The organism is Sphingomonas sp. S2-65, assembly GCF_021513175.1.
Lineage (GTDB): Bacteria > Pseudomonadota > Alphaproteobacteria > Sphingomonadales > Sphingomonadaceae > Sphingomonas.
Genome location: NZ_CP090953.1, coordinates 1,952,280 through 1,976,706 on the forward strand (window position 1 = coordinate 1,952,280; position 24,427 = coordinate 1,976,706).

Consider the following 24,427-nt stretch of genomic DNA (forward strand, 5'->3'; position numbering starts at 1 on the left):
TTCTTCTAATGGCGCTGCGCAGCGGCCCCGGCTCCAGGCCGGGGTGACGAAGAAAAGGCGCTCCCTCGAACTGGCTTCCCTATCGCAGGATCAGGTAATTCGTCCGCGCCTTGGCGATCGGCTGGCCGGCATCGTCCTGCCAGGCGATCGCTTCCACGTTGGCGATACGCTTGCCCAGCCGCGTCACTGTCCCCCGGGCATGCGTCGGCTTGTCGCGGCCGCCGCGCATATAGTCGACGGTGATCCCGATCGGCTTGAAGCGGCCGCCGCCCTCTCGATCCAGCGCCTGATCCAGCGCGGTGATCGCCGCCATCTCCAGCAGCCCGCCGATCGCCCCGCCGTGCAGGAATCCCGGACGCCCGACCACGTCCATTGCGAAGGGCATCACCAGCGTCGGCGCGGTCTCGCCCGGCTCGATGCGCAGCCCCAGCAGCGCGGCATAAGGCGGAATGCTCATCGATAGCTCTCCGCCGCCATGAAGGTCGCCGCGACGTTCGCAACCGGGTCGCCAGGGTCGCCGTCATGCGCCTGCCCCCGCACGAACGCGACCGATCGGGTGATGCGGTAGCACTCGCCGCGCCCGATCACCGTCCCCCCCGGCTTGGCGGGCCGCAGATAGTCGATGCGCAGGTCCAGCGTCGCGTGCGGCAAGAACATGCCGACCTTCAGCCACACCGCGACGCTCGTCGCCATGTCCATCAGCGCCAGGATCGGACCCGAGGCGATCACCCCCGAGGCCGGGTCACCGATCAGCTTCTCGGCATAAGGCAGCGCCAGTTCCGCCCAGTCGCTGCCATGGTCATGATAGTCGATGCCCAGGGTCGCGCCATGCCCGGCAAAGCGGCTTTCGAACAGGCGCTTGGGGTCGAACCGGCGGGCCCCGGCCGCTTCATCCTCGTTCATCGCGGCTTGGTAGCATGCACGCGCCGCGGTACGAAAGCGTCCAGAAGGAGCAGCGCATGACCGAACCCCCCGTGACCATCGCTATCGAGGACGGCGTCGCCGATGTGCGCCTTGCCCGGCCCGACAAGCTCAACGCGCTCGACCCTGCGATGTTCGCCGAACTGGCGGCGGCGATCGACCGGCTGGGTGCCGCGCCCGGCCTGCGCGCGGTGGTGCTCTCGGGCGAGGGCCGCGGCTTCTGCGCCGGCCTCGACATGGCGAGTATGGCGGCGGGCAGCCCCGGCGCCTCGATCGAGGACCGAAGCCACGGCCCCGCCAACCTGTTTCAGCAGGTCGCCTGGGGCTGGCGGACGCTGCGCGTGCCGGTGATCGCCGCATTGCACGGCATGGCGCTCGGCGGTGGGCTCCAGATCGCCAGCGGCGCCGATGTCCGGATCGCCGCACCTGGAACGAAGCTTTCGGTGATGGAGCTCAAATGGGGCATCGTCCCCGACATGGCGGGATTCGCGCTATGGCGCGGGCTGATCCGGGACGACGTGCTGCGCGAACTCACCTACACCGCCCGCACCTTCGAGGCGGAGGAGGCAGCACGGCTCGGCTTCGTCACTCGCATTGCCGAGGATCCGCATGCCGAGGCCCTGGCGCTGGCTCGCAGCATCGCCGCGCGCAGCCCGGATGCGATCCGCGCCGCCAAGCGGCTGGCCAACCAGGAGGGCGATGCGGCGGCGATTCTTGCTGCCGAGAGCCGCGAACAGGCCGCGCTGCTCCGCACGCCCAACCAGATGGAGGCGGTAATGGCCAACCTCCAGAAGCGCGACCCCGTCTTCACCGACTGAAGTCAGCCCGGCTCCATCACCCCGCGTGCCCGCGCGGCCCTGAGGCTGTCCCAGGCGTAGATCGCGCACCCGCTCCAGATCAGCGCAAAGGTGACGATGTGGATCCTGGTCACCGGCTCGTGGAACAGGATCACCGCCTCGGCGAATTGCAGCGACGGCGCGATATATTGCAGCAGGCCAATGGTCGCGAGCGGCATGCGCCGTGCCGCGGCCGCGAACATCAACAGCGGCGCGGTGGTGATCGCACCGGCCAGGACCAGCAGCATGTCGGTGCTCGAGGTCTGGCCGAAGGCGCTCTCGCCTTGCGCGCTGGCATGGGCCAGCACCAGGATCGCCAGCGGCGCCAGCAGCACGGTCTCGGCAGTCAATCCACCCAGCGCGTCGATCGCCACTACCTTGCGGATCAGCCCGTAGAAGCCGAAGCTAAGCGCCAGCGTCAGCGGGATCCAGATCGCGCCGCCGCCGGTCAGCGTCAGCACCAGCACGCCGGCAGCGGCGATCGCGATGGCGATCCCCTGCCACCGCCGCAAGCGTTCGCCAAGCAGCGCGACGCCCAGCCCGACGCTTACTAGGGGATTGATGAAATAGCCCAAGCTCGCCTCCAGCACATGCTCGTGCTGGACCGCCCAGATATAGACCAGCCAGTTGGTGGCGATCAGCACCGCGCTGGCGCACAACAGCAGCAGCGTACGACCGCGCACCGCCAGGAAGATCGCCCGCGCCCGGCGCAGCAGCAGCACCACGACCACCAGCAGGATCACCGACCAGACCACGCGGTGGCTGAGCACCTGCAGCGCCGGCACCGCCTTGAGCACATGGAAGTAGAGCGGCAGGAAGCCCCAGATGGTATAGGCACCGACCGCGAGCAGCAGCCCACCGGGTTCGCCCGAAGAAGTGGATGGTTTCACAGCTAGGAGTCATTGCCCAGCTTGTGCGGTGCGGCAAGCGGCAGGACGATAATAGCGCCCGCGCCAACCAAGGTCATGAACCATACCTCCCTCGCGAAGCGGGTGAGAGGGACCGCGCGCCGTCCAGGAATCTCGTCGGGTGCCAGAGCGCCTACACGCCACGTCCCCGGACCCCGGACCAACTAGGAACCCGGAACCTCCCGCCGCATGTACCGCGCAGCATCCCCATAGCTGGCAAGCTTGCCGGCAGGCGCCGCGACGGCTTCAAAGCCAAGCCGCTCCCAGAAACCAGCCGAACCATTGACCGAAACCAGCGAAATCGTCGCCGCGCCCATCGTCTGGGCACGCTCGAGCAGCAGCGCGATACCCGCCGCCGCCTGCCCTCCGCCCCGCACCCTCGGCGACAGCGCCAGGTCGTGCAGGTACAGCGCGGTTCGATCCTCGGGCAGCCCACCCAGCAGCGTGTCGAGCGGCGGGATGGCGCCCTGGGGCCAGGGATAGGCGATCAGGTATCCGGCGACGGCGCCGTCATCGTCGAGGACGAAGCAGAGCTGCGGGCACAGTGCCAGCCGCTCGGCAAAACAGGCGCGTCCCTCGGGATGCTCGGGAAACGCCACTGCGGCGACCGCGACGACGCCGTCGAGATCGTCCGCCGTCATCGCCCGCCACTGCATCTCAGTCGGCGAACAGCAGCACGGGCGTTTCGAGCAGCTTGCGCACCGCCTGGACGAAGCTCGCCGCGTCATGCCCGTCGACCACGCGGTGATCGCAGCTGATCGACAGGTTCATCAGCTTGGCCCGCACGATGTCGTCCCCATGGAACATCGGCCGCTCGACGATCTTGTTGGGCCCGATGATCGCCACTTCGGGCCGGTTGATCACCGGCGTGGTGGCGATGCCGCCGAGCGGCCCGAGCGACGTGACCGTCAGCGTCGAGCCCGAAAGCTCCTCCGACTTGGCCTTGCCGGTCCGCGCCGCCTCGGCAAGCCGCGTGATCTCGGCGGCAAGCTGCCAGACATTCCTGTCCTGCGCGTCGCGGATCACCGGGACCATCAGCCCGGCATCGGTCTGCGCCGCCATGCCGAGATGGATGCGCCCATGGCGCGTGACCACGCCGGCCTCGTCGTCATAGCGCGCGTTGAGCATCGGGAAATCGGGGATCGCGCGGCAGATCGCGACGATCAGGAAGGGCAGCATGGTCAGCTTCGGACGCTGGCCGCGATTGGCGTTCAAGTCGCCGCGCATCGCCTCCAGCGCGGTCACGTCGATCTCGTCGACATAGGTGAAGTGCGGGATCGCGCGCTTCGACGCGGCCATGTTCTCGGCGATGCGCCGCCGCATGCCGATGACCTTGACGGGTTGATCCTCGCGCGCCCGCGATGCATGCGGCGCGTGATAGCCCTGCCCCTGCCCGTACCGCAGGAACGCGTCGAGATCGGCATGCCGCACGCGGTCGCCATCCGACTTCACTTCGGCCAGGTCGATGCCCAGGTCCGCAGCGCGCGCGCGGACCGCCGGCGAAGCGAGCACCTTCTCTTCTCCTCTCCCTGCAAGGGAGGGGCTGGGGGTGGGTGCCGGCGCCGAAGGAGCTGGCTGTGCTTCGGCTGCGGTAGGCTCGCTTTGCTCGCCACCCGCCCCCGGTCCCTCCCTGGAAGGAAGGAGAGTGGTCTCAGCCACCTCCTCGACCCCGGGATTCTCGGCCTCGATCTGCGCCTCTATCTCTTCGGGCACCGGCGCCGCCGCCACCTCGGCATCGGTTTCCACGATCATCAGCGCCGAGCCGATCGGCACTTGATCGCCGACCTCACCCGCGAGCTCGACGACGATCCCCGACACCGGCGATTCCATTTCGACTGTGGCCTTGTCGGTCATCATGTCGGCGACCTGCTGGTCTTCCTCGACGCGTTCGCCGACGCGGACGTGCCAGGCGACGATCTCGGCCTCGGCAATGCCTTCGCCGATGTCCGGCAGACGGAAAGTGAAGCGTGCCATGCCGATCAGTCCTTCAGGATCTTCTTGAGTGCCTCGCCGATGCGGACCGGGCCCGGGAAATAGGCCCATTCGAGGCTGTGGGGATAAGGCGTGTCGAAGCCCGTGACGCGCTCGATCGGCGCTTCGAGATGGTAGAAGCAGCGTTCCTGGACCAATGCCGACAATTCGGCGCCGAAGCCCGAAGTGCGCGTCGCTTCGTGGACGATCATGCAGCGCCCGGTCTTCTTCACCGATGCCTCGATCGCCGCGATATCGAGCGGGACGAGCGTGCGCAGATCGATGATCTCGGCATCGACGCCCATTTCCTCGACCGTGCTGGCGACGACATGCACCATCGTGCCGTAGCACAGGATGGTCACCGCCTCGCCCTCGCGGACCGTCGCCGCCTTGCCGAGTTCGACGCGGTAATGGCCGGCGGGAACGTCACTCGCGGGGTGCGCGGTCCAGTTGCGGGCCGGGCGGTCGTAATGCCCGTCGAACGGCCCGTTATAGATGCGCTTGGGCTCGAGGAAGAGCACCGGATCATTGTCCTCGATCGCGGCGATCAGCAGCCCCTTGGCGTCGTAGGGCGTCGACGGGATCACCGTCTTGATGCCCGAAACGTGCGTGAAGATGCCCTCCGGCGATTGCGAATGCGTCTGCCCACCGAAGATGCCGCCGCCATAAGGCGAACGCACCGTGATCGGCGAAATGAAGTCGCCGTTCGAGCGATAGCGCAGCCGCGCCGCCTCGCTCACCAGCTGGTCGAGCGCAGGATAGATGTAATCGGCGAACTGGATCTCCGGCACCGGCCGCAGCCCGTACGCGCCCATCCCGATCGCCACGCCGATGATGCCGATCTCGGTGATCGGGGTGTCGAACGCGCGGGTTTTGCCGTACTTGGCCTGGAGCCCGGCGGTCGCGCGAAACACACCCCCGAAATAGCCGACATCCTCACCCATCACGACCACGCCGGGGTCGCGTTCCATCATCACGTCCATGGCCGAATTGATCGCCTGGATCATGTTCATCCGCGGGGTCGCGCCCGCTTCTGCGGCGTCGCTCATATCCCCGCCGCCTTGCGCTCGGCGATCATCTGCTGCTGCTGTTCCTTCAAGTGCCAGGGTATGTCCTCGAACACGCCCTCGAACATAGTTTCGAAGGGCTGGTGCATGCCGTGGCCCAGGATGCCGTTCTTCTCGGCTTCCCTCTGCGCGCGCTTCACCTCCTCGGCGCAGTCGCGGTCCATCGCCACCTGCCGCGCCTCGTCCCACTCGCCGATCGCGATCAAATGATCCTTCAGCCGCCGGATCGGATCGCCCAGCGGCCACGCCGTCGGCTCGCCCGCCGAGCGATAGGCGGTGGGATCGTCCGAGGTCGAATGCCCTTCGGTGCGATAGGTGAAATGCTCGATCAGCGTTGGCCCCTGGTTGGTCCGCGCGCGCTCGGCCGCCCATTGCGTCGCGGCATAGACCGCCAGCGCGTCGTTGCCGTCCACCCGCAGCCCGGCGATGCCATAGCCGATAGCCCGCGCCGCGAAGGTCGTCGCCTCGGCGCCTGCAAAGCCGGAAAAGCTGGAGATCGCCCACTGGTTGTTGACGACGTTGAGGATCACCGGCGCCTTGTACACCGTCGCGAAGATCATCGCCGAGTGGAAGTCGCCCTCGGCGGTCGAGCCGTCGCCGCACCAGGTCGCCGCGATGCGCGTATCGCCCTTGGCCGCGCTCGCCATCGCCCAGCCCACTGCCTGCGGATATTGGGTGGTGAGGTTGCCGGAGATCGAGAAGAACCCGTATTCCTTGGACGAATACATGATCGGCAGCTGCCGTCCCTGGAGCGGATCGGCGCTGTTGGAATAGATCTGGTTCATCATGTCCACCAGCGGATAGCCGCGGGTGAGCAGGATGCCCTGCTGGCGATAGCTGGGGAAGCACATGTCGTCCGACGCCATCGCCATGGTGGCCGCAACCGACACCGCCTCCTCGCCGGTCGATTTCATGTAGAAGCTGGTCTTGCCCTGGCGCTGCGCGCGGAACATCCGCTCGTCGAACGCGCGGGTCAGCGCCATCGACCGCAGCATTTTCCGGAGCGCATCCGCATCCAGCCGCGGGTTCCACGGACCCACCGCCTGGCCGTTCTCGTCGAGCACCCGGATCAGCGTATAGGCAAGCTCGTGGAAACTGTCGGCCCGGTCGGCCGTATCTGGACGCCGCGCCGAACCCGCGGGCGGCACCTCGACATCGCTGAAATCGGCTTGGTCGCCCGGGCGGAACTTGGGCTCCGGCACGTGCAGCGAAAGCGGCGGCAGATTGGCGCGCGAGGCGTCCATGGGCTCTCCAGAATGGATCCGTGTCGCCCAAGAAGAACGCTCGGAATCGTGTTTCTGATGCGTGTTATAAAATTTCAAACCCGCTGTCGAGTTGGGACAGCAGCCCTGACATAGATAGTTTCACGAGAGACTTGTTTGGGAGAGGAGGAGAGAGGCTGCTTGTCGCAAGCTGTCTTGGGATCGCTCGCTTAATGCCCCTCTCCCCGGAGGGAGAGGGAGATAGAAAGGACGGGTTTACTGCGTCGGGAAGCCTCGCCGCTTGAACAGCGCCTTCACATCGGGATCGCGACCGCGGAACGCCTTGTACGCGTCCTTGCGGTCGGTCTCGTTCCCGGTCGACAGCAACGTCGCGCGGAACCGGTCGGCGGTCTTCTTGTCCCACGGGCTGCCGGCTTCCTGGAACGCGGCCCAAGTGTCGGCATCCATCGTCTCGGACCACAGATACGAATAATAGCCCGCCGAATAGGCGTCACTAGAGAACAGGTGATTGAACTGCGGCAACCGGTGCCGCATCACGATCTCCTGAGGCATGCCGATGCTGGCCAGCGTCTCGCGCTCGAACGCGTCCGGATCGGTGACCGCCACGTCGCGGTCGTGCAGCTTCATGTCGACGATGGCCGAGGACAGATATTCGACCGTGTCGAAGCCCTGGTTGAAGGTCGATGCCTTCTCGATCTTCGCCACTAGGGCAGCCGGCATCGGCGCGCCGGTCTGGTAATGCTTCGCGAAGCGGTTGAGCACCTCGGGCGTCATCAGCCAGTTCTCGTTCACTTGGCTGGGATATTCGACGAAGTCGCGCGGCGTGCCGCCCAGCCCGGGGTAATAGACGTTGCTCAGCAGGCTGTGCAGCGCATGGCCAAACTCGTGGAACAGCGTCGTCGCATCGTCGATGCTGATCAGCGTCGGCTGCCCGGCGCCACCCTTGGTGAAGTTGTTGTTGTTCGACGCCAGCACGATGTGGTTGCCGCGCAGCCCCGAGCGCCCGCGATAGCTCGTCGCCCACGCGCCGGATCGCTTGCCGGCGCGGGCATAGCCATCGAAATAGAAGATGCCGACTTCCTTGCCGGTCTTGCGGTCGCTGACCTGGAAGGTGCGCACGTCGCTCTGGAACACCGGGATCTGGCCGGTATTCTCCTTGAAATCCAGGTCATAGAGCTGCCCCGCCGCCCAGAAGGCGCCCTGGAGGATGTTGCTCAACTCCAGATACGGCTTCACTTCATTCTCATCGAGGTCGTATTTCGCCTTGCGCACCTTCTCGGCGTAGAAGCGATAGTCCCAGGGCTCGATGGTGATCTTGGCGCTTTCCTGATTGGCCAACGCCTGCATGTCGGCGACTTCCTGGCGAACGCGGCCGACCGCGGCGGGCCATACCGACATCATCAGCTTGGTCGCGTTCTCGGGCGTCTCTGCCATGGTATCGTCCATGCGCAGCCAGGCATGGTTCTTGAAGCCCAGGATCTTGGCGCGCTCCTGGCGCAGCTTCAGGATCTGGGCGATCGTCGCGTTGGTGTCGTTGGCGTCGCCATTGTCGCCGCGGTTGATGAACGCGTTGTAGATGCGCTGCCGCAGCGGCCGGTTGGTCGCGTACATCAGCAGCGGCTGGACCGACGAGCGCGTGTTCTTCACCGCCCACTTGCCCGGCTGGCCCATCGCCTTGGCCTCTTCGGCCAGGCTCGCCTTGAAGCTGTCGGACAGTCCGGCAAGCTCGGCTTCGTTGTCCAGGACGATCGCCTTTTCCTCGTCGGCCAGCACCTTGCGGCTGAACTCGGTATAGGCGCGCGACAGCTCCTGGTTGATGCGCTTCACTTCGGTCTTCTGCGCCTCGTTCAGCAGCGCCCCCGACGTCACGGCACTGCGATACTCGCGCTCGAGCAACCGCATCTGCTGGGCGTTGAGGCCCAGGCTCTTGCGGCTGTCGTAGAGCGCCTTCACCCGCGCGAACATCTTGAGGTCCAGGCTCAGCTCGGTGAAGAACGCCGAGATCCTGGGGCTCCATTCGGTGGCGATCGCCTGCACCTCGGGCGTCGCCAGGTTGCTCTGGTACACGCCCCACACCGCGAACAGCCGGCCCATCTGCTCGCCCGACAATTCACTCGCACGGATCGTGTTCTCGAACGTCGGCGCGGCGGAATTGTCGCGGATCTTCACGAACTCGGCGCGCGCCGTCGCCATCGCCTGCTCGAAGGCGGCCGGGAACATCGCCGGCTTCACCTTGTCCCAGGGCGGTACCCCTTCATGGCCGCCGGGCCAGGGCGCCAGCAGCGGCGCGGGATCGATTGCCGGCGTGGTCGCGGGCCTAGTGGCGGGGGCGGCTTGGGGGGCGGTCTGGGACATCGCGGCTCCGAAAGGCAGGGCGAGAAGTGCCGGGGATGCAAGCAACGCAAGACGCAGGCTGAGGATCATTCGGTCTGGCTCCAAAACCGGTGCGGAAAGCGCGCAGCCTAGGGAATATCCACTGCATGGCAATGGTTTGTGGATGAATCGCAATGGCTGGTTGACTCGGCGGCCGGTTGGAACAGAATAGGAACATACCAGTTCCCGAGTCCCCAGTTCGAGTCGCGCCGTGCCAGATCCCGCTATCCTGACCCAGCTTCGCGAGCAACTCCGCGCCATGGAAACCACGGGTTTCAAGCGCCGCCCGGTGCTGCCGTTCGGCATCGGCGCGCTGGATTCGCGGCTGGGCGATGGCGGCCTCAGGCTCGATGCGCTGCACGAGGTTGCCGGCACCACTCCCGACATGGGCGACGACTGCGCCGCGACTCTGTTCATGGCCGGCATCGCCGCGCGCGCCTGGGGACCGGTGCTCTGGGTGGTGCGCCGCCACGACCTGTTCGCGCCGGGGCTGTCGCAGGTCGGGCTCGATCACAAAAGGCTGATCTATGCCGAGGCGATGGATGATGCCGAAGCCTTGGCGATCATGGAGGAAGGGCTCCGGCACCGCGGCCTGGGCGCCGTGATTGGCGAAGTGAAGCGCGTGGCGATGCCCGCCACGCGGCGGCTGCAATTGGCGGCCGAGGGCGGGCGCACCATCGCCTTGCTCATGAAGCGCCACTCGCGCGAGGGCGTCGATCCGCTCGGCGTACCCTCGGCGGCGGTGACGCGCTGGCGAGTCGCCTCGGCGCCATCCACCCCCCTGCCCGTCGAGGGCATCGGTCGGCCGCGCTGGCGGCTCAGTGTCGCGCGGCAACGCGGCGGCGATTCATTCGAACTAGAAGTGGAGGCATGCGATGCAACGGGTCGCTGCGATCTTCCTGCCAAGCTGGCCAATCGACCGGCTGCGGCGGGCGGAACGACGCGCGTCGCCTGAGGCGCGCGCACCTGCCGATTTCACGGCGATCGGCGCGGCCATGGCCACCGAGCATGCCAAGGGCTGCTCGGTGCCGCGCGGCGGCGGCTGGCGTCCCGGCGCGCGCTGGGCCCGCGAGGAGCGGCAGCGCCACATCGACGCGCTGCCCCAGCACCAGCGCCCGCCGATCCGCGACCTCGGCCGCTGCGACGTCGCGGCGGAGCATGCCTTCAAGCGGATCAAGTCAGACGCGTGGGGACACCCCAAAATCCTCCCCGGAACGGGGAGGGGGACCATGCGCAGCATGGTGGAGGGGGATCGCCGCGAGCGCGCCGCCCGTGGCGCCCCCTCCACCACTCGCTGACGCGAGCGGTCCCCCTCCCCGTGTCGGGGAGGATTTAAGTGCCCCGCTCGTCACTGCACTGCGCACCGCCAACCGCCAGATCGTCGCCGCCGCTTCCCCGGCTGCCCAGACGCTCGGTATCACGCCGGGCATGGCGCTGGCCCAGGCGCGCGCGCAGCTGGCGGGGCTCGACATCCGCCCGGCCGATCCCGACGGCGACCGCGCCGATCTCGAGCAGCTGGCGATGGCGCTCGCCCGCCGCTGGTCGCCCACCGTCGCGGTCGAGGGCGACGACACGCTGTTCCTCGACCTGACCGGGGTCGCGCATCTGCATGGCGGAGAGGTGCGCATGGCGCGGCGGCTGGTGCGCATGCTCGCCCGGCTGGGCGTCACCGCGCGGCTGGCGGTGGCCGACACCCCGGGTGCCGCCTGGGCGCTCGCGCATGCGGATTCTGCGGGAAATCAGTGCCAAAACAGCCGAAAAAGCGCGGTTTTGCATTGTCCGCCGGGTGAACACGCCGCCCTCTTGTCCAGATTTCCCATAGAATCCCTACGGTTGGAGCCCGCCCAGATCGAGCTCCTGCACCGCTTGGGCGTCAACGAGATGCTCCAATTGACCGCCCTGCCCCGTGGTCCTTTGGTGCGCCGCTTCGGCGCCAGCATCGTCCTGCGCCTCGACCAGGCGCTCGGTCATATCGCCGAACCCTTGCGGCCCGTGATCCCTCCCGACCCCATCGCCGTCTCCCAGCGCTTCGCCGAACCCATCGCCAGCCCAGAGGCGATTACCCATTGGCTAGGCGAACTGGTTCCCCGCCTCGCGACCGAACTCGCCCAGGCCGGCCTGGGCGCGCGACGCGTAGAACTGGTCGCCGACCGCATCGACGGGGTACCGCAGCGCATCGCGATCGGCCTCTCCCGACCCAACCGCGACTCCGCCCACCTGCTCCGCCTGCTCCTGCGCCGCATCGAGGAGATCGAGCCCGGCTACGGCATCGACGCGATGACGCTCCACCTGCGCCGCAGCGAGCGGCTAGGGCCAGAGCCCTTCAACGAACGCCTCGAAACCGAAAGCCCGCCCGACCTCGCCGCGCTGGTCGACACACTGGCCACGCGCATCGGCGAGCGCCGCATGTGGCGCACCCGCCCGGTCGAAAGCGACGTCCCCGAACGCAGCGCCGCCCGCGCCCCGGTGCTGGACCCGCCCGAACGCGCCGCGGCTGCGCTCAAGGCGCAGGACATTCGCCGGTTAGACCGCAACGCTGCGCTGCATCCCTGGCACCCGGGCTGGCCCAAGCCTGCCCGGCTGCTGCGCCGCCCTGAGCGGCTCGACCATGTCATGGCCGAACTGCCCGACCAGCCGCCCCGGCGCTTCACCTGGCGCGGCCAGTCGCACAAGGTCATCCGCGCCGACGGCCCCGAGCGCGTGTTCGGCGAGTGGTGGAAGCGCGACGCCGAACGCCACGCCGTACGCGACTATTTCCATGTCGAGGACGATGCCGGCCACCGCTACTGGCTATTCCGCTCGGGCGACGGCGAGCGCCCGGTGACCGGCGACCTCAGCTGGTACCTGCACGGGGTGTTCGGATGACCTATTCCGAGCTCCAGGTAACCACGCATTATTCGTTCCTGCGCGGCGCGTCGGCACCAGAGGAATTGTTCATAGCAGCAGCGGCGATGGGCATGCCGGCGCTGGGCGTCACCGACCGAAACTCCGTAGCGGGGGTGGTACGCGCGCTGCACGCAGCCGAGGAAATCAAGAAAAAAGAAGGGATCTGGGTTCGCCCGGTTCTAGGGTGTCGGCTCGATCTGGTGGACGGTACGTCGCTGTTGGTTTGGCCGGAGGACGTAGCGGCTTGGAGCCGGCTGACGCGGATGCTCACCTTGGGCAAGGCTCGTGCCGACGCGCAGCATGGCGAGAAAGGAAAATGCTTCCTCCACTGGGAGGATGTAGCTGCTCATGCCCAGGGTTTGGTCGGTGCCTTGGTGCCAGGCTTTGCCGATGCCGCCGATCCATTGTCCATGGAGTGGATGGCCGAAATCTTTGGCGCGCGTGGCCATGTCTGCCTGACGCGGCAACGCCGTCCAGGCGATGCGATGCGACTATATCAACTGAGTAGATCCGCACGCAGCCACGGTCTTGTTCCGCTCGCGACAGGCGACGTGCTTTACCATCATCTCGACAATCGCCTGCTCCAGGACGTGATGACTGCGATCCGGGAGAAGTGCACGATCGACGAACTGGGCTTTCGCCGAGAGCGGAATGCCGATCGCCACCTCAAGTCGCCTAAAGCGATGGACTGGCGTTTCCGCCACTATCCTGAAGCGCTAGCCGCAAGCGAAGCGATCGTGGAGCGCTGTACCTTTTCGTTGCGGGATATAAGCTACCGATACCCCGACGAAATCGTGATGAGCGGCCAAACACCGCAGCGGGCGCTGGAAAAGCTCGCCTGGGCGGCGTTGCGACAGCAATTCAGTGGCCATAAGCCCCGCGCTTATTCCAAAATGCTCCACAAGGAGCTCCGCCTCGTGAAGCGGTTCGACTATGCGCCCTACTTCCTGACGGTCAACTCAATCGTTCGATATGCACGTAGTCAGGAAATCCTGTGCCAAGGCCGTGGATCCGCGGCCAACTCGCTGATTTGTTATGTACTCGGGGTCACTTCGATCGATCCGATCAAGCATGAGCTACTGTTTGAGCGTTTCATCTCGGGTGAACGCAACGAGCCACCCGACATCGACATCGATTTCGAGCATGAGCGTCGCGAAGAAGTGATCCAATGGATCTATCAGACCTACGGTCATGATCATGCTGCGTTGACCGCGGTGGTCAGCCGCTTCCGTACGCGTGGCGCAGTGCGCGAGGTCGGCAAGGTTCTGGGGCTGCCCGAGGACCTGACGGGCAGCCTAGTCAGCCAGGTATGGGGCTGGTCCGAGGCCGGCGTTCCGCAGGAACATCTCGATTCGCTGAACCTCGACGCGACGGACCCTCGGCTGGCCCTGACACTCGACCTCGCGCAACAGCTGATCGGCACGCCGCGCCATTTGTCCCAGCATCCCGGCGGGTTCGTGCTGGCGCAGCATCGCCTCGACGCGATCGTGCCGATCGAGCCGGCGACGATGGCGGAGCGCCGGGTCATCGAATGGGAGAAAGACGACATCCAGATGCTCGGCCTGATGAAGGTCGATGTCCTCGGTTTGGGCATGCTCGGCTGCATGCGCCGGGCATTCGAACTGCTCGAACAGCATAAGGGCATCCGGCTGACGCTGGCTTCACGCCAGATGCAGGACGACGACGACACAACGTTCAAGATGATCCAGAAAGCCGACACGCTCGGCACTTTCCAGATCGAGAGCCGGGCGCAGATGTCGATGCTGCCGCGGCTGAAGCCGAGGGAATTCTATGACCTCGTTATCCAGGTCGCAATCGTACGCCCTGGGCCGATCCAGGGTGACATGGTGCACCCCTATCTTCGCCGCCGCGAAGGCAAGGAGAAGCCCGAATATCCCAAGGCTGATCTGGAAGCGGTGCTCAAAAAGACTTTTGGCGTACCGCTGTTTCAAGAGCAGGCAATGAAGGTGGCGATCGTTGGCGCCGGCTTCACCCCGGCAGAGGCGGATGGACTGCGGCGCTCGATGGCCACGTTCAAAATGACCGGCGGCGTCACGCATTTCAAAGAGAAGATGGTCGAAGGCATGGTCGCAAATGATTACGGACGCGACTTCGCGGAACGAACTTTCCGACAAATCGAAGGCTTTGGCAGCTACGGCTTTCCCGAAAGCCATGCGGCCAGCTTCGCCAAGATCGCCTATGCCTCGTCCTGGGTGAAGTGCCACCACCCGGACATCTTCTGCGCGGCGCTGCTCAACGCCCAGCCGATGGGCTTCTACGCGCCTGCGCAGATCGTCCGCGACGCGCGTGAGCATGGCGTGGAGGTGCACCCCGTCTGCGTCAACGCCAGTGACTGGGATACCAGCGTGATGGAGGCGACCGCCCCGCTACGCGTGCCGCCGCTGCGCTTTGCCGGTACCGAGCAGGACTGGTGCGATCTCCGGCCGCTGCGGCTCGGCATGCGTATCGTGCATGGCTTAGACGCCAAACAGGCTGCCAAGATCATCGATGCTCGCGCCTCCGGCTCCTTCACGTCGGTCCATGATGTCTGGCGGCGTGCCGGTGTGCCGGTGGCCGCTCTGGAGAAGCTCGCGCGCGCCGATGCGTTCCAATGCTTCGGGCACAACCGGCGCGAAGCCCTATGGGCGATCAAGGCGCTGGGTGACGCCCCGCTCCCCTTGTTTGCCGCGGCCGATGTGCGCGAAGGGCAGATCCAGCCCGAGGCAGCGGAGGCGCCGGTTGCCCTAGTACCGATGACTGCCGGCCGTGAAGTGGTCGAGGATTACCGCGCCACCCAGCTGACGCTGCGCGCGCATCCGATCGCCTTTCTCCGCCAGGGACTGGCGCGCGATCGCATCACGCCGTGCGGCAAGCTGGTTGAGGAGCATGGCGAGGGAAATTTCGTGCTCAAGGACGGCGCTCGGATCACCGTCGCCGGCATCATCCTGGTCCGCCAGAAGCCGGGCAGCGCCAAGAGCGTGTTCGTCACGATCGAGGACGAAACCGGCATCGCCAATACGATCGTATGGGAGCGCAATTTCCGCATCTTCCGCCGCATCATCATGTCTGCGACGATGATCGCGGTGTGCGGCCGCGTGCAGCGCGAGGGGCTGGTGGTGCACGTCATCGCCGAAGAGGTGATCGACCTCACCCATTTGCTCCGCCAGGTCGGCAATGCCGATCTGCCGCGCATGACCGCGCCATCGGACGGCGCCCGCAATGGCGGTGCCGACCCCCGCACCCGGAAACACTGGAACCCGCCGCCCTCGCGCTACGCCGCGTTGGCCGGCCCCTATGACGACACGGTCATCCCCGTGAAGTCGCGCGATTTCCACTAGGAGTATCAAACATGCTTAGCGCCACGTCCGAAGCAACCACCCTTCCCCCATTCCATCGCGAACAACAGCTCTATCTCATGGCAAAGCCGCCGCATGCGCTGGCCTTAGAGATCGATCGAGAGCGTCGTCTGCTCGGCCTGCAAGCCAAGTACCCGCTGGAGCGCTTTCACATCACGCTCCAACCCTTTGGTGATATTAGAGCCTTATCTGCCACGCAGCTGGAACAGATTTGCTCCACGGTCGCCTCGCTACAAGCAGAACCACTCCTGGTTATGCTCAATCGACTGGAGGGCAATGCGCTCGTGAGTTCTAACGCGCGCGCGTTGCGCGCGCTGCAAAGAGAGCTTGTGCGGCGCCTAATCAGCCTGGATGTGCCCCTCCCTGAGTACGATTTCAATCCGCACCTGACACTCGCTTACAGCGACTGGCAGAAGCGGAATGAAACAATCTCACCATTGCAGTGGCGCATGGATGAGTTGCTGCTCATCAACAGCATCCGTGGCGAAGGTCACCAGCTACTGGGTCGCTGGAAGCTAAAAGCCAGTCAAGGTGCGTTCGACTTCATGATCCCGACACAGGGCTGAGCGACTGACGCTCAGCCCGCCTCCACTGCCTGTTCGATCACGCCGAAGATCGGGTGGTGCCGCTCGTCCTCCATCCAAATGCGCACGGTGTCGCCGCCCTTGAGAAATGGAGTCTCGGGCTTGCCGCGCAGGATCGTCTCCACCGTGCGCACCTCTGCGAGACAGGAATAGCCGACACCGCCCTCGGCAATCGGTTTGCCCGGGCCGCCGCCCGCGTCGCGGTTTGACACCGTGCCCGAGCCGATGATCGTGCCTGCGCCCAGCCGCCGCGTCCTGGCGGCATGGGCGATCAACGTACCGAAGTCGAACGTCATGTCCTCGCCCGCCTCGGCACGGCCGAACGGTTGGCCGTTCAGATCGACCATCAACTTGCCATGCAGCTTGCCGTCCCGCCACCGTTCGCCGAGCGCATCGGGCGTCACGAATACCGGCGAGAAGCTGCTCGCCGGCTTGGATTGGAAGAAGCCGAATCCCTTGGCGAGCTCGCCGGGAATGAGATTGCGCAGCGAGACATCGTTGGTGAGGCCGATCAGCCGCACCGCTGCCAGCGCCTCTTCCCGCGTCGCCCCCCGCGCCACGTCGCCGGTGACCACCACCACCTCTGCCTCCAGGTCACAGCCCCAGGCTTCGTCGGCAAGCGGGATAGGGTCGCGCGCGCCGAGGAAACCGTCGGAACCGCCCTGGTACATCAGCGGGTCGTGCCAAAAGCTCTCCGGCATCTCGGCACCCCGCGCCTGACGCACCAGCGCGACATGGTTCACATAGGCCGAGCCATCCGCCCATTGATATGCGCGTGGCAGCGGTGCGGCGGCCATCCGCTCATGAAAGCGCTCACGCGGGATCGTCTCGTGCGCCAGATCGGTGGCGAGATTGCGCAGATCGCCTTCAAGCAAGTCCCAGCCGTCGAGTGCGGCCTGTAGAGTCGGAGCGAGGTGACTGGCATCGGCACACCATGCCAGATCGTCGGACACCACCACGAGCTTACCGTCGCGTCCATGCTTGAGGCTAGCCAGCTTCATCCACACTCTCCTTTCCCCAACCATAGTCCGGTCGCCGAAGGTGTCGAGTTCCCTCATGCGCGATGCCGCAAACCGCACAAGGACATGGACGCAGCCCCCGCAGACGATTAGGGCGCCCGCGAAAGGAAGCGGACTTGGCAAACGTCGCAGTGATCGGCGCCCAATGGGGCGATGAGGGCAAGGGGAAGATCGTCGACTGGCTGGCGGAGCGCGCCGACGTGGTCGTGCGCTTCCAGGGCGGGCACAATGCCGGCCACACGCTGGTGGTAGGCGAGAATGTCTACAAGCTCTCGCTGCTTCCTTCGGGCATCGTCCGCGGCACGCCAAGCGTGATCGGCAATGGCGTGGTCCTCGACCCCTGGGCGTTGCGCGACGAGGTTGAGCGCATTCGCGGCCAAGGCGTCGACGTCACGCCCCAGACACTGATGGTTGCCGACACTTGTCCGTTGATCCTGCCGTTTCACCGCGACCTGGATGCGCTGCGCGAAGATGCCAGCGGCGCGGGTAAGATCGGCACGACGCGGCGTGGCATCGGTCCAGCATATGAAGACAAGGTCGGTCGGCGCGCAATCCGGGTGTGCGACCTGGCGCACCTCGACGAGCTTGAGCCTCAGCTTGATCGTCTGGCTGCACATCACGACGCTTTGCGGGCGGGATTCGGAGAGCCGCCGATCGACCGTGCGGCGCTTGTCGAGGAACTGCGCGAGATCGCTGGCTTCGTGCTACCCTTTGCACAGCCAGTCTGGCGGATGCTGAACGAAGCGCGTTCGCGCGGCCGTCGCATTCTGTTCGAGGGCGCCCAAGGCGTGCTGCTCGACATCGATCACGGCACCTACCCGTTCGTGACGTCTTCCAACACCATTGCGGGAGCGGCCGCCGGCGGATCGGGTTTGGGGCCAAGCGCAGTCGGCTTCGTCCTGGGCATTGCCAAGGCCTATACTACCCGGGTGGGGTCGGGTCCGTTCCCGGCTGAGCAGGAAAACGATGTCGGCGAGCGGCTTGGCACGCGGGGCCGCGAGTTCGGGACGGTCACGGGTCGAAAGCGCCGCTGTGGGTGGCTGGACGCCGTACTGTTGCGCCAATCGGTGGCGGTATCGGGCATCACGGGCATCGCGCTGACGAAGCTGGACGTGCTGGACGGCTTCGAGGAGATCCAGGTATGCACCGGCTACCGGCTGCGCGGCGAAGCACTCGACTATTATCCCGCCAATGCCGCGGATCAGGCTTTGGTCGAGGCAGTGTACGAGACGATGCCAGGCTGGACGGAATCGACCGCCGGCGCGCGTAGCTGGGCCGAGCTTCCGGCCGCTGCGATCAAGTATATCCGGCGCGTCGAGGAATTGATCCAGTGCCCGGTGGCATTGGTCTCGACGAGCCCGGAGCGCGAGGACACCATCCTGGTCCGGGATCCGTTCGCCGACTGAGGAGTCCGGCGGCCGATGCCGCCGAACTCCCCTGAAGCCTTAGCGCTGCGGCACAGTGCCGGTCGTAGTGGTGGTCCCGGTGGTCGTGCCCGGATTGGTGGTGGTCCCGGTCGTGCCGGTGCCCGTGCTCGTGTCTGGACGGCCAAGCGTGTCGCTGCCGGAGTCCATGGTATCAGGAGCAGTCGTCGTCGTTCCCGACCCGGTCGTACCGTGCGTACCGGTAGTTCCAGTCGTGCCGGCGCGGCCGCCGCGGCGGGTGCTGGTCGTGCCTGTGCGGTCGCCCTGGCGCCGATTGGCGCTGGTGCCGGTAGTGGGCTGGCCCTGCGGGCTGGCGGTCGTGGTGCTCTGGTCGGAGCCAGTAGTGCCCATGGTGCTGCTACCCGTCGTTCCGGTGGTGCTGCCGCCAGTAGTCGACTGAGCAAATGCAGCCGCCGGGAGCAACAACGCGCCTGCGGCGATCAAATAAAAGTTTCGCATAAATCCGACTCCTGCGTTTATCAAAGCTTGCAAGTGTCGAACGGACTAGCGGCGCCTTAAGTTGCAACCCTTTGAATACTCGCCGCATGTTACGCCCCGCTTATCGCAGGATCTACACTTTAGTTAGGATATCAACCGACCTGGGCGCGGTGCAACAGCTTCTGATCCGCCAGCACCAACGCCATCATGGCCTCCACCACGGGTGCACCGCGAATACCGACACAAGGGTCATGCCGCCCCTTCGTCACGATCTCGGTTGCCGCCCCCGCGCGGTCGATCGTCGGAACAGGCGTCAGGATCGAACTGGTGGGCTTGAAGGCCACCCGCACCAGCACAGGCTGGCCGGTCGAGATGCCGCCAGCGATGCCCCCGGCGTGGTTCGCGAGGAACTCAGGGCCGTCATTTCCGGGACGCATCGCGTCGGCATTCTGTTCGCCGGTCAAGGCGGCGGCAGCGAACCCGTCGCCGATCTCAACGCCCTTCACGGCGTTGATCGACATGCAAGCGGCAGCCAGCTCACTGTCGAGCTTCGCGTACAATGGCGCCCCCCAGCCCGCGGGAACGCCAGTGGCTTCGCACGTTATGACAGCTCCGAGCGACGATCCCGCCTTACGCGCGCCATCAATCAGCGTTTCCCAACGCTTAGCCGCCTGCGCATCGGGACAGAAGAACGGGTTTCGGTCGATCTCGTCCGCATCGAAGGCAGAAGGATCGATGGAGTCGCCGCCGATCGATTCGACCCAGGCGCGGATGCGCACCTCCGGGATCACAAGCCGCCCAACTGTCCCAGCCGCTACGCGAGCCGCGGTCTCGCGGGCGGACGAACGGCCGCCGCCGCGATGGTCGCGGAAGCCGTACTTCTGGTCGTAGGCATAGTCAGCATGGCCCGGCCGATACGCCCGCGCGACTTCCGAATAATCCTTTGAGCGCTGGTCGACATTCTCGATCAGCAGACTGATCGGCGTTCCGGTCGTACGCCCTTCGAACACGCCCGAAAGGATACGAACCTCATCCGGCTCCTGACGTTGGGTGGTGAAGCGGGACTGACCGGGGCGGCGCTTATCGAGAAACGGCTGGATGTCGGCTTCGGACAAGTGCAGCCCAGGCGGGCAGCCATCGATCACGGCGCCCAGCGCCGGCCCGTGGCTCTCGCCCCAGGTGGTGAAACGGAATACCCGTCCAAAGCTGTTGTAGCTCACCAGTCCCCGCTCAGTTGCTCGAACGCCGCGGCATGCGTCGCTGCACCGCGCTCGCCGCACGGCATGGCACCGTCCTGCAACGGCAGCGCCATCAAATAGTCACCGGCATAAGGAGAGGCAAATCCGCGCGCCCAATCGGCCGAGAAGCCGAACCGCTCATAGAAGCCCGGCTCTCCTAAGACGAAGCAGAGCATGGCTCCCGCCGCCTTCAATTGTGAAAGGCCGGCCTGTACCAAGGCCTCGCCAATGCCTTGGTCGCGATACTCGGCTGCCACGGCAAGCGGTGCCAGCGCGACCGCGGCGATCGGCTTGCCATCGATATCGGCGCCCATCCGGCTAAAGACCACTGCGCCAGTCAATGCGCCGCTTTCCTCGTCATCGGCGACGAGCATGAGCACCATGTCGCCGTCCACGCACAGGCGCTGGACGAAGACCGCTTCCTCGGCCTTTGAGAAGACCTGGCGCAGTAGCGCATCGATCGCCGCCACATCGCCGCCCGTCGCCGGGCGGATCGCGATGCTCACGCGAGTGCGATGTCGGGGGCGTCTTCGGCCTTCATGCCGATGACGTTGTAACCCGCATCGACATGGTGGGTCTCGCCGGTGACGCCGCTCGACAAATCGCTGAGCAGATACAGGCCCGCGCCGCCGACATCTTCGATCGTGACGTTGCGCTTGAGCGGCGAATTTAGTTCGTTCCACTTGAGGATCAGGCGGAAATCGCCGATCCCGCTCGCCGCCAGCGTCTTGATCGGGCCGGCCGAGATCGCATTGACGCGGATCTTGTCGCGACCGAGATCGACCGCGAGATACTGGACGCTCGTTTCCAGAGCGGCCTTGGCGACACCCATCACATTGTAGTGCGGGATCACCTTTTCCGCGCCGTAATAGCTCAGCGTCAACAGGCTGCCGCCGTTCGGCATCATCTTCGACGCGCGGTTTGCCACCGCCACGAACGAATAGACGCTGATGTTCATCGTCATGAGGAAGTTGTCGAGGCTGGTGTCGACATAGCCGCCGCGCAACTCGTTCTTGTCGGAGAAGCCGATGGCGTGCACGACGAAGTCGATCGTCGGCCAGCGTGCCGCCAACGTCTCGAACGCAGCATCCAGCGCCCCCATATCGGCGACATCGCAATCGATCAGGAAGTCGCTGCCCAGCTGCTCTGCCAGCGGACGCACGCGCTTTTCAAGCGAATCGCCCTGATAGCTGAACGCGAGTTCTGCGCCTTGTTCATGCAGCTTCTGCGCGATGCCCCAAGCGAGCGAACGATCGTTGGCGAGCCCCATGATCAGCCCGCGCTTACCCTGCATCAATCCTGTCACGACGCCACTTCCTCCTTCTCAGGAGCTTCCCCTAGCTTGTCGGGGGGCACTTCCGCCAGAGCCGCGTTCAGTTCGGCGCCAATCACCACGCCCAGACCGATTATGTAGAAGAAGATGAGCGCGATCATCACGCCAGCCAAGCTGCCGTAAGTCAGGTCATATCCGCCAAGGGTGGAGAGGCTGAGCGGCAAAGCCCAGGTGGTCGCCAGCCACCAGATCGTGACGAACGCGGGCCCCGGCCATTTCGGAAAGCTACGCTTGCGGTATCGATGGGGCGTAAGCGAGTAGAATAGCAGGTACAGCGCACCGAACAATGCAAGGGAGGGCGCGTAGCGCGAAAGCGATACGAGCTTCTGCGCATCGGTCGCAAGCGGCAGGATCTTGTAGAGAAACTGCTCCGCTGCGCTGAGAATGACCTGGAGACTGAGCGCCGCCATTGCGAGCATCACCGCCGCGACGATCATTCCGACTGCCCCCAGGCGATAGCGCCAGAAGGGCGTGCTCGACTGCGTTCCGTACGCCGAGCGGAGGATCCCGCGCAGCGTCTCGATAAAGCCGGCGGTCGTCCACAGTCCGACAAGGCCGCCGAACCAAAGCAGGTTGCCAGTCCGCGCCTGAAGCACGTCCGAGACCGGTTTGCGCAGCACGTCCGCGACATCGGGAGGCACGGTCTGCAGGAACACCTCGAGTGTCCGTATGCCTTCGCTGCTGCGGCCGACCAATTGCGCGATCGCGGCCGCCACGATGAAGAAGGGAAACAGCGTGACCAGCGACAGATAGGCGAGGTTGCCCGCGTAGGTGAACCCGTCGGTGTAGGTTCCAACCGCCACGCGCTTAAGCACGACGAAGAAGCGCTCCGACAGACCCATCTGACTGAGTCGTCCATGCAGCGTGCTGCCGAGCCCTCGCCGACGTGCTTCCGGCGATTCCGGCGATATCCCCTGTTCTATCACATGGGCTCAGACGCCCATGCGACCCCGCGGGTTCCCCTTATCTTGCCAACCTTGCGCGAACTCGATCAGCGCGTCGTCATCGACCGGCAGATCGACCATGAGCGTCACCAGCAGGTCGCCACGTCCGCCGCCCTTCTTGTGAAAGCCACGCCCCTTGAGGCGCAGCGTCTTGCCCGACGTCGACCCCTTCGGCACCCGAAGCATCACTGGGCCGTCGGGAGTGGGCACGCGCACTTCGGCGCCGAGCACAGCCTCGGACAGGCTGATCGGAAGATCGAGGCGGATGTCGTCCTCGATACGGGTGTAGAAGCGGTGCGGCTGGACTTCGATAGTGACGATCGCGTCGCCGGGTCCGCCTGGCCCCTCTTCGCCCTTGCCGCCAAGGCGCATCTGGGTTCCGCTTTCAACCCCTGCAGGCAATTTCAGATCGATCGTCTTGCCATCGCGTAGCGTGATGCGCTGCGGGCTGAGCTTGGCCGCATCTTCGAAGGTGACGGCCAGGCGATAGGCAACATTCGCCCCTTTCGGCGCCGCGCGGCGGCCGAAGCCGCCAAAGCCGCCGCTGAAGCCGCTTCCACTGCCACGGCGCGCGCCGCCGCCGAACAACCCGTCGAAGATGTCGCTGAAGTCGCCGCCTTCGCCGTTGAAGTCGGCCTGGAAGCCGCCCTGCGGTGCGCCACCGCCGCCATAGCCGAACGGCGAGGTCGGATTACCATCGCCATCGATCTCACCGCGATCGAACCGGGCTCGCTTGTCCTTGTCAGTGAGCAGGTCATAGGCGTGGGTCACGCTGCTGAACCGCTCCGAAGCCTGGGGATTGTCCTTGTTGCGGTCGGGATGAAGTTCCTTGGCGAGCTTGCGATACGCCTTCTTGATGTCGGCTTCGCTCGCGCCTCGCGCCACGCCCAGAGTTGCGTAAGGATCGGCCACTAAATTCCCCGTCGGACAAACGAATGCATATCCGCTCTTAGAGGCGGATGGTTTGAATGGAAGATTGTCGCGCGCGGCGCGTTACGCAAGGCTCGTCAAGCGGCGACCGCCTTTTCGAGCGGCTCCACGTCCACCGACACGCTCATCTTCTGCGCGCCGGCGCCCAGCACGATGCCGTCGATCGGCGCGATGTCGGCATAGTCCCGGCCGATGGCGACGACGACATGGTCCTCGGCCATCCAGATACCGTTTGTCGGATCGACCCCCACCCAGCCGAGTTGCGGGCCACCCCAGACCAGGACCCAGGCATGCGTAGCGTCGGCACCAACAAGGCGGGGCTGACCCGGAGGGGGCAAGGTGCGAAGATACCCAGAGACATAGGCGGCGGGAAGACCGGCTGCGCGCAGGCCGGCGATCATGATCTGAGCGAAGTCCTGGCAGACACCGCCGCGCTTGGAAAAAGCTTCACTGGGAGAAGTGTCGACCAGCGTGGCATGGGGGTCAAAGGCGAACTCGCGCTGGATCCGGTGTGCCAGGGCCATCGCGGCTTCGAGTATCCCGCGGCTCGGGGAAAGATCGGGCGCACACCAGGCGGCTATGTCCCGGTCGAGCGCGATGAGGGGCGACGGGAACAGATAGGCCGCCGGGCTGGCGGGCGACGCATCGTGGCTCGCACGAGCCCAAGCGGCGATCTGCTCCAGGCTGGGATCGTCGGGGCGCGGGATCGGGATCGGGCGCTCGACCCGCACGCGGGCACGGCTTTCGATCGTCAGGGAATCGGAAGGCGCGTCGAGTACGAGACGGACCACATTGGCGAGACCGGCCTCGGCGCGGGCGGGATAGGTTCGGGCCTGCGGGTCGATCAGGAGTTGGTAGTCCTCGACCTGCTGACCCGACCAGAGGATGGGCTTGAGGCGCAGGTTGTTTCGGGCGAACGCGACCGGTCGGGCATATTGAAACCGAGTGACGTGGCAAATTTGGTAGAGCATCCCGA

General features: G+C 65.7%; 23 protein-coding genes and 1 pseudogene. 8 read left to right on the top strand and 16 right to left on the bottom strand.

Annotation, left to right across the window (positions count from 1 at the left end):
* Positions 1-79: 79 nt before the first annotated feature.
* Together LZ586_RS09250 and LZ586_RS09255 are read right to left on the bottom strand one after the other, a co-directional pair.
* Positions 80-457, bottom strand: a complete 378-nt coding sequence (locus tag LZ586_RS09250; protein WP_235076017.1) for a PaaI family thioesterase — start codon at positions 455-457, stop codon at positions 80-82.
* Positions 454-903 (bottom strand): PaaI family thioesterase, encoded by a 450-nt coding sequence (locus LZ586_RS09255; RefSeq protein WP_235076018.1) that lies wholly within the window; start codon positions 901-903, stop codon positions 454-456. The genes LZ586_RS09250 and LZ586_RS09255 overlap by 4 nt, the downstream gene beginning before the upstream one ends.
* Before the next feature lie 56 nt (positions 904-959).
* On the opposite strand from LZ586_RS09255, the gene LZ586_RS09260 reads away from it, so the two are divergent.
* The gene (locus tag LZ586_RS09260) at positions 960-1,739 is read left to right on the top strand and encodes a crotonase/enoyl-CoA hydratase family protein (protein WP_235076019.1); all 780 of its coding nucleotides are present in this window, start codon (positions 960-962) and stop codon (positions 1,737-1,739) included.
* Positions 1,740-1,741: 2 nt separating this feature from the next.
* On the opposite strand, the gene rarD is transcribed toward LZ586_RS09260, so the two are convergent.
* From rarD to LZ586_RS09290, 6 genes are all read right to left on the bottom strand, one after another.
* Positions 1,742-2,647 (bottom strand): EamA family transporter RarD, encoded by a 906-nt coding sequence (rarD, locus tag LZ586_RS09265; protein WP_235076020.1) that lies wholly within the window; start codon positions 2,645-2,647, stop codon positions 1,742-1,744.
* A gap of 182 nt (positions 2,648-2,829) precedes the next feature.
* Entirely contained in the window at positions 2,830-3,306 is a 477-nt protein-coding gene (locus LZ586_RS09270) for a GNAT family N-acetyltransferase (protein WP_235076021.1), read from the bottom strand.
* A gap of 16 nt (positions 3,307-3,322) precedes the next feature.
* Positions 3,323-4,639 carry a dihydrolipoamide acetyltransferase family protein gene (locus tag LZ586_RS09275; RefSeq protein WP_235076022.1) on the bottom strand — a complete coding sequence of 439 codons (1,317 nt, stop codon included), beginning with the start codon at positions 4,637-4,639 and terminating at the stop codon, positions 3,323-3,325.
* 5 nt (positions 4,640-4,644) lie between these two features.
* Entirely contained in the window at positions 4,645-5,649 is a 1,005-nt protein-coding gene (locus LZ586_RS09280; RefSeq protein WP_235079772.1) for an alpha-ketoacid dehydrogenase subunit beta, read from the bottom strand.
* A gap of 32 nt (positions 5,650-5,681) precedes the next feature.
* Complete coding sequence (locus LZ586_RS09285; protein ID WP_235076023.1) at positions 5,682-6,947, bottom strand: 3-methyl-2-oxobutanoate dehydrogenase (2-methylpropanoyl-transferring) subunit alpha; 1,266 nt, start codon at positions 6,945-6,947, stop codon at positions 5,682-5,684.
* A 234-nt stretch (positions 6,948-7,181) separates the two neighbouring features.
* Positions 7,182-9,281, bottom strand: coding sequence for a M3 family metallopeptidase (locus LZ586_RS09290; protein WP_235076024.1), 2,100 nt, complete (start codon positions 9,279-9,281; stop codon positions 7,182-7,184).
* A 277-nt stretch (positions 9,282-9,558) separates the two neighbouring features.
* On the opposite strand from LZ586_RS09290, the gene LZ586_RS09295 reads away from it, so the two are divergent.
* The 6 genes and pseudogenes from LZ586_RS09295 to LZ586_RS09315 all read left to right on the top strand — a co-directional run bounded on the left by LZ586_RS09295 (position 9,559) and on the right by LZ586_RS09315 (position 16,107).
* Positions 9,559-10,254 carry an ImuA family protein gene (locus LZ586_RS09295; RefSeq protein WP_235079773.1) on the top strand — a complete coding sequence of 232 codons (696 nt, stop codon included), beginning with the start codon at positions 9,559-9,561 and terminating at the stop codon, positions 10,252-10,254.
* Positions 10,175-10,597, top strand: coding sequence for a hypothetical protein (locus LZ586_RS09300; RefSeq protein WP_235076025.1), 423 nt, complete (start codon positions 10,175-10,177; stop codon positions 10,595-10,597). Before LZ586_RS09295 ends, LZ586_RS09300 begins: the two co-directional genes overlap by 80 nt.
* 58 nt (positions 10,598-10,655) lie before the next feature.
* Positions 10,656-10,952: pseudogene (locus LZ586_RS18275) on the top strand (DNA polymerase Y family protein); the annotation flags it as partial.
* Between the two features lie 228 nt (positions 10,953-11,180).
* Complete coding sequence (locus tag LZ586_RS18280) at positions 11,181-12,164, top strand: DUF6504 family protein (protein ID WP_413777334.1); 984 nt, start codon at positions 11,181-11,183, stop codon at positions 12,162-12,164.
* The gene (locus LZ586_RS09310; RefSeq protein ID WP_235076027.1) at positions 12,161-15,523 is read left to right on the top strand and encodes an error-prone DNA polymerase; all 3,363 of its coding nucleotides are present in this window, start codon (positions 12,161-12,163) and stop codon (positions 15,521-15,523) included. Before LZ586_RS18280 ends, LZ586_RS09310 begins: the two co-directional genes overlap by 4 nt.
* An 11-nt stretch (positions 15,524-15,534) precedes the next feature.
* Positions 15,535-16,107 carry a 2'-5' RNA ligase family protein gene (locus LZ586_RS09315; protein WP_235076028.1) on the top strand — a complete coding sequence of 191 codons (573 nt, stop codon included), beginning with the start codon at positions 15,535-15,537 and terminating at the stop codon, positions 16,105-16,107.
* An 11-nt stretch (positions 16,108-16,118) separates the two neighbouring features.
* On the opposite strand, the gene LZ586_RS09320 is transcribed toward LZ586_RS09315, so the two are convergent.
* Positions 16,119-17,126, bottom strand: a complete 1,008-nt coding sequence (locus LZ586_RS09320) for a fumarylacetoacetate hydrolase family protein (RefSeq protein ID WP_235076029.1) — start codon at positions 17,124-17,126, stop codon at positions 16,119-16,121.
* 134 nt (positions 17,127-17,260) lie between these two features.
* Here LZ586_RS09320 and LZ586_RS09325 point away from each other — a divergent pair, with 134 nt between their 5' ends.
* On the top strand, positions 17,261-18,550 hold the full coding sequence (locus LZ586_RS09325; protein WP_235076030.1) for an adenylosuccinate synthase: 1,290 nt from the start codon (positions 17,261-17,263) through the stop codon (positions 18,548-18,550).
* 39 nt (positions 18,551-18,589) lie between these two features.
* Here LZ586_RS09325 and LZ586_RS09330 read toward each other — a convergent pair whose 3' ends face one another.
* From LZ586_RS09330 to LZ586_RS09360, 7 genes are all read right to left on the bottom strand, one after another.
* Positions 18,590-19,027, bottom strand: a complete 438-nt coding sequence (locus tag LZ586_RS09330; protein WP_235076031.1) for a hypothetical protein — start codon at positions 19,025-19,027, stop codon at positions 18,590-18,592.
* A 131-nt stretch (positions 19,028-19,158) separates the two neighbouring features.
* A complete protein-coding gene (gene aroC / locus LZ586_RS09335; protein WP_235076032.1) occupies positions 19,159-20,226 on the bottom strand; it encodes a chorismate synthase in 1,068 nt (355 codons plus the stop codon).
* Positions 20,223-20,750 carry a GNAT family N-acetyltransferase gene (locus tag LZ586_RS09340; RefSeq protein ID WP_235076033.1) on the bottom strand — a complete coding sequence of 176 codons (528 nt, stop codon included), beginning with the start codon at positions 20,748-20,750 and terminating at the stop codon, positions 20,223-20,225. Before LZ586_RS09340 ends, aroC begins: the two co-directional genes overlap by 4 nt.
* Complete coding sequence (gene fabI, locus LZ586_RS09345; RefSeq protein ID WP_235076034.1) at positions 20,747-21,550, bottom strand: enoyl-ACP reductase FabI; 804 nt, start codon at positions 21,548-21,550, stop codon at positions 20,747-20,749. Before fabI ends, LZ586_RS09340 begins: the two co-directional genes overlap by 4 nt.
* Positions 21,547-22,419, bottom strand: a complete 873-nt coding sequence (locus LZ586_RS09350) for a YihY/virulence factor BrkB family protein (RefSeq protein WP_235076035.1) — start codon at positions 22,417-22,419, stop codon at positions 21,547-21,549. Before LZ586_RS09350 ends, fabI begins: the two co-directional genes overlap by 4 nt.
* 90 nt (positions 22,420-22,509) lie before the next feature.
* Positions 22,510-23,433 (bottom strand): DnaJ C-terminal domain-containing protein, encoded by a 924-nt coding sequence (locus LZ586_RS09355; protein ID WP_235076036.1) that lies wholly within the window; start codon positions 23,431-23,433, stop codon positions 22,510-22,512.
* A 95-nt stretch (positions 23,434-23,528) separates the two neighbouring features.
* Positions 23,529-24,422, bottom strand: coding sequence for a transglutaminase family protein (locus tag LZ586_RS09360; protein ID WP_235076037.1), 894 nt, complete (start codon positions 24,420-24,422; stop codon positions 23,529-23,531).
* Positions 24,423-24,427 lie beyond the last annotated feature (5 nt).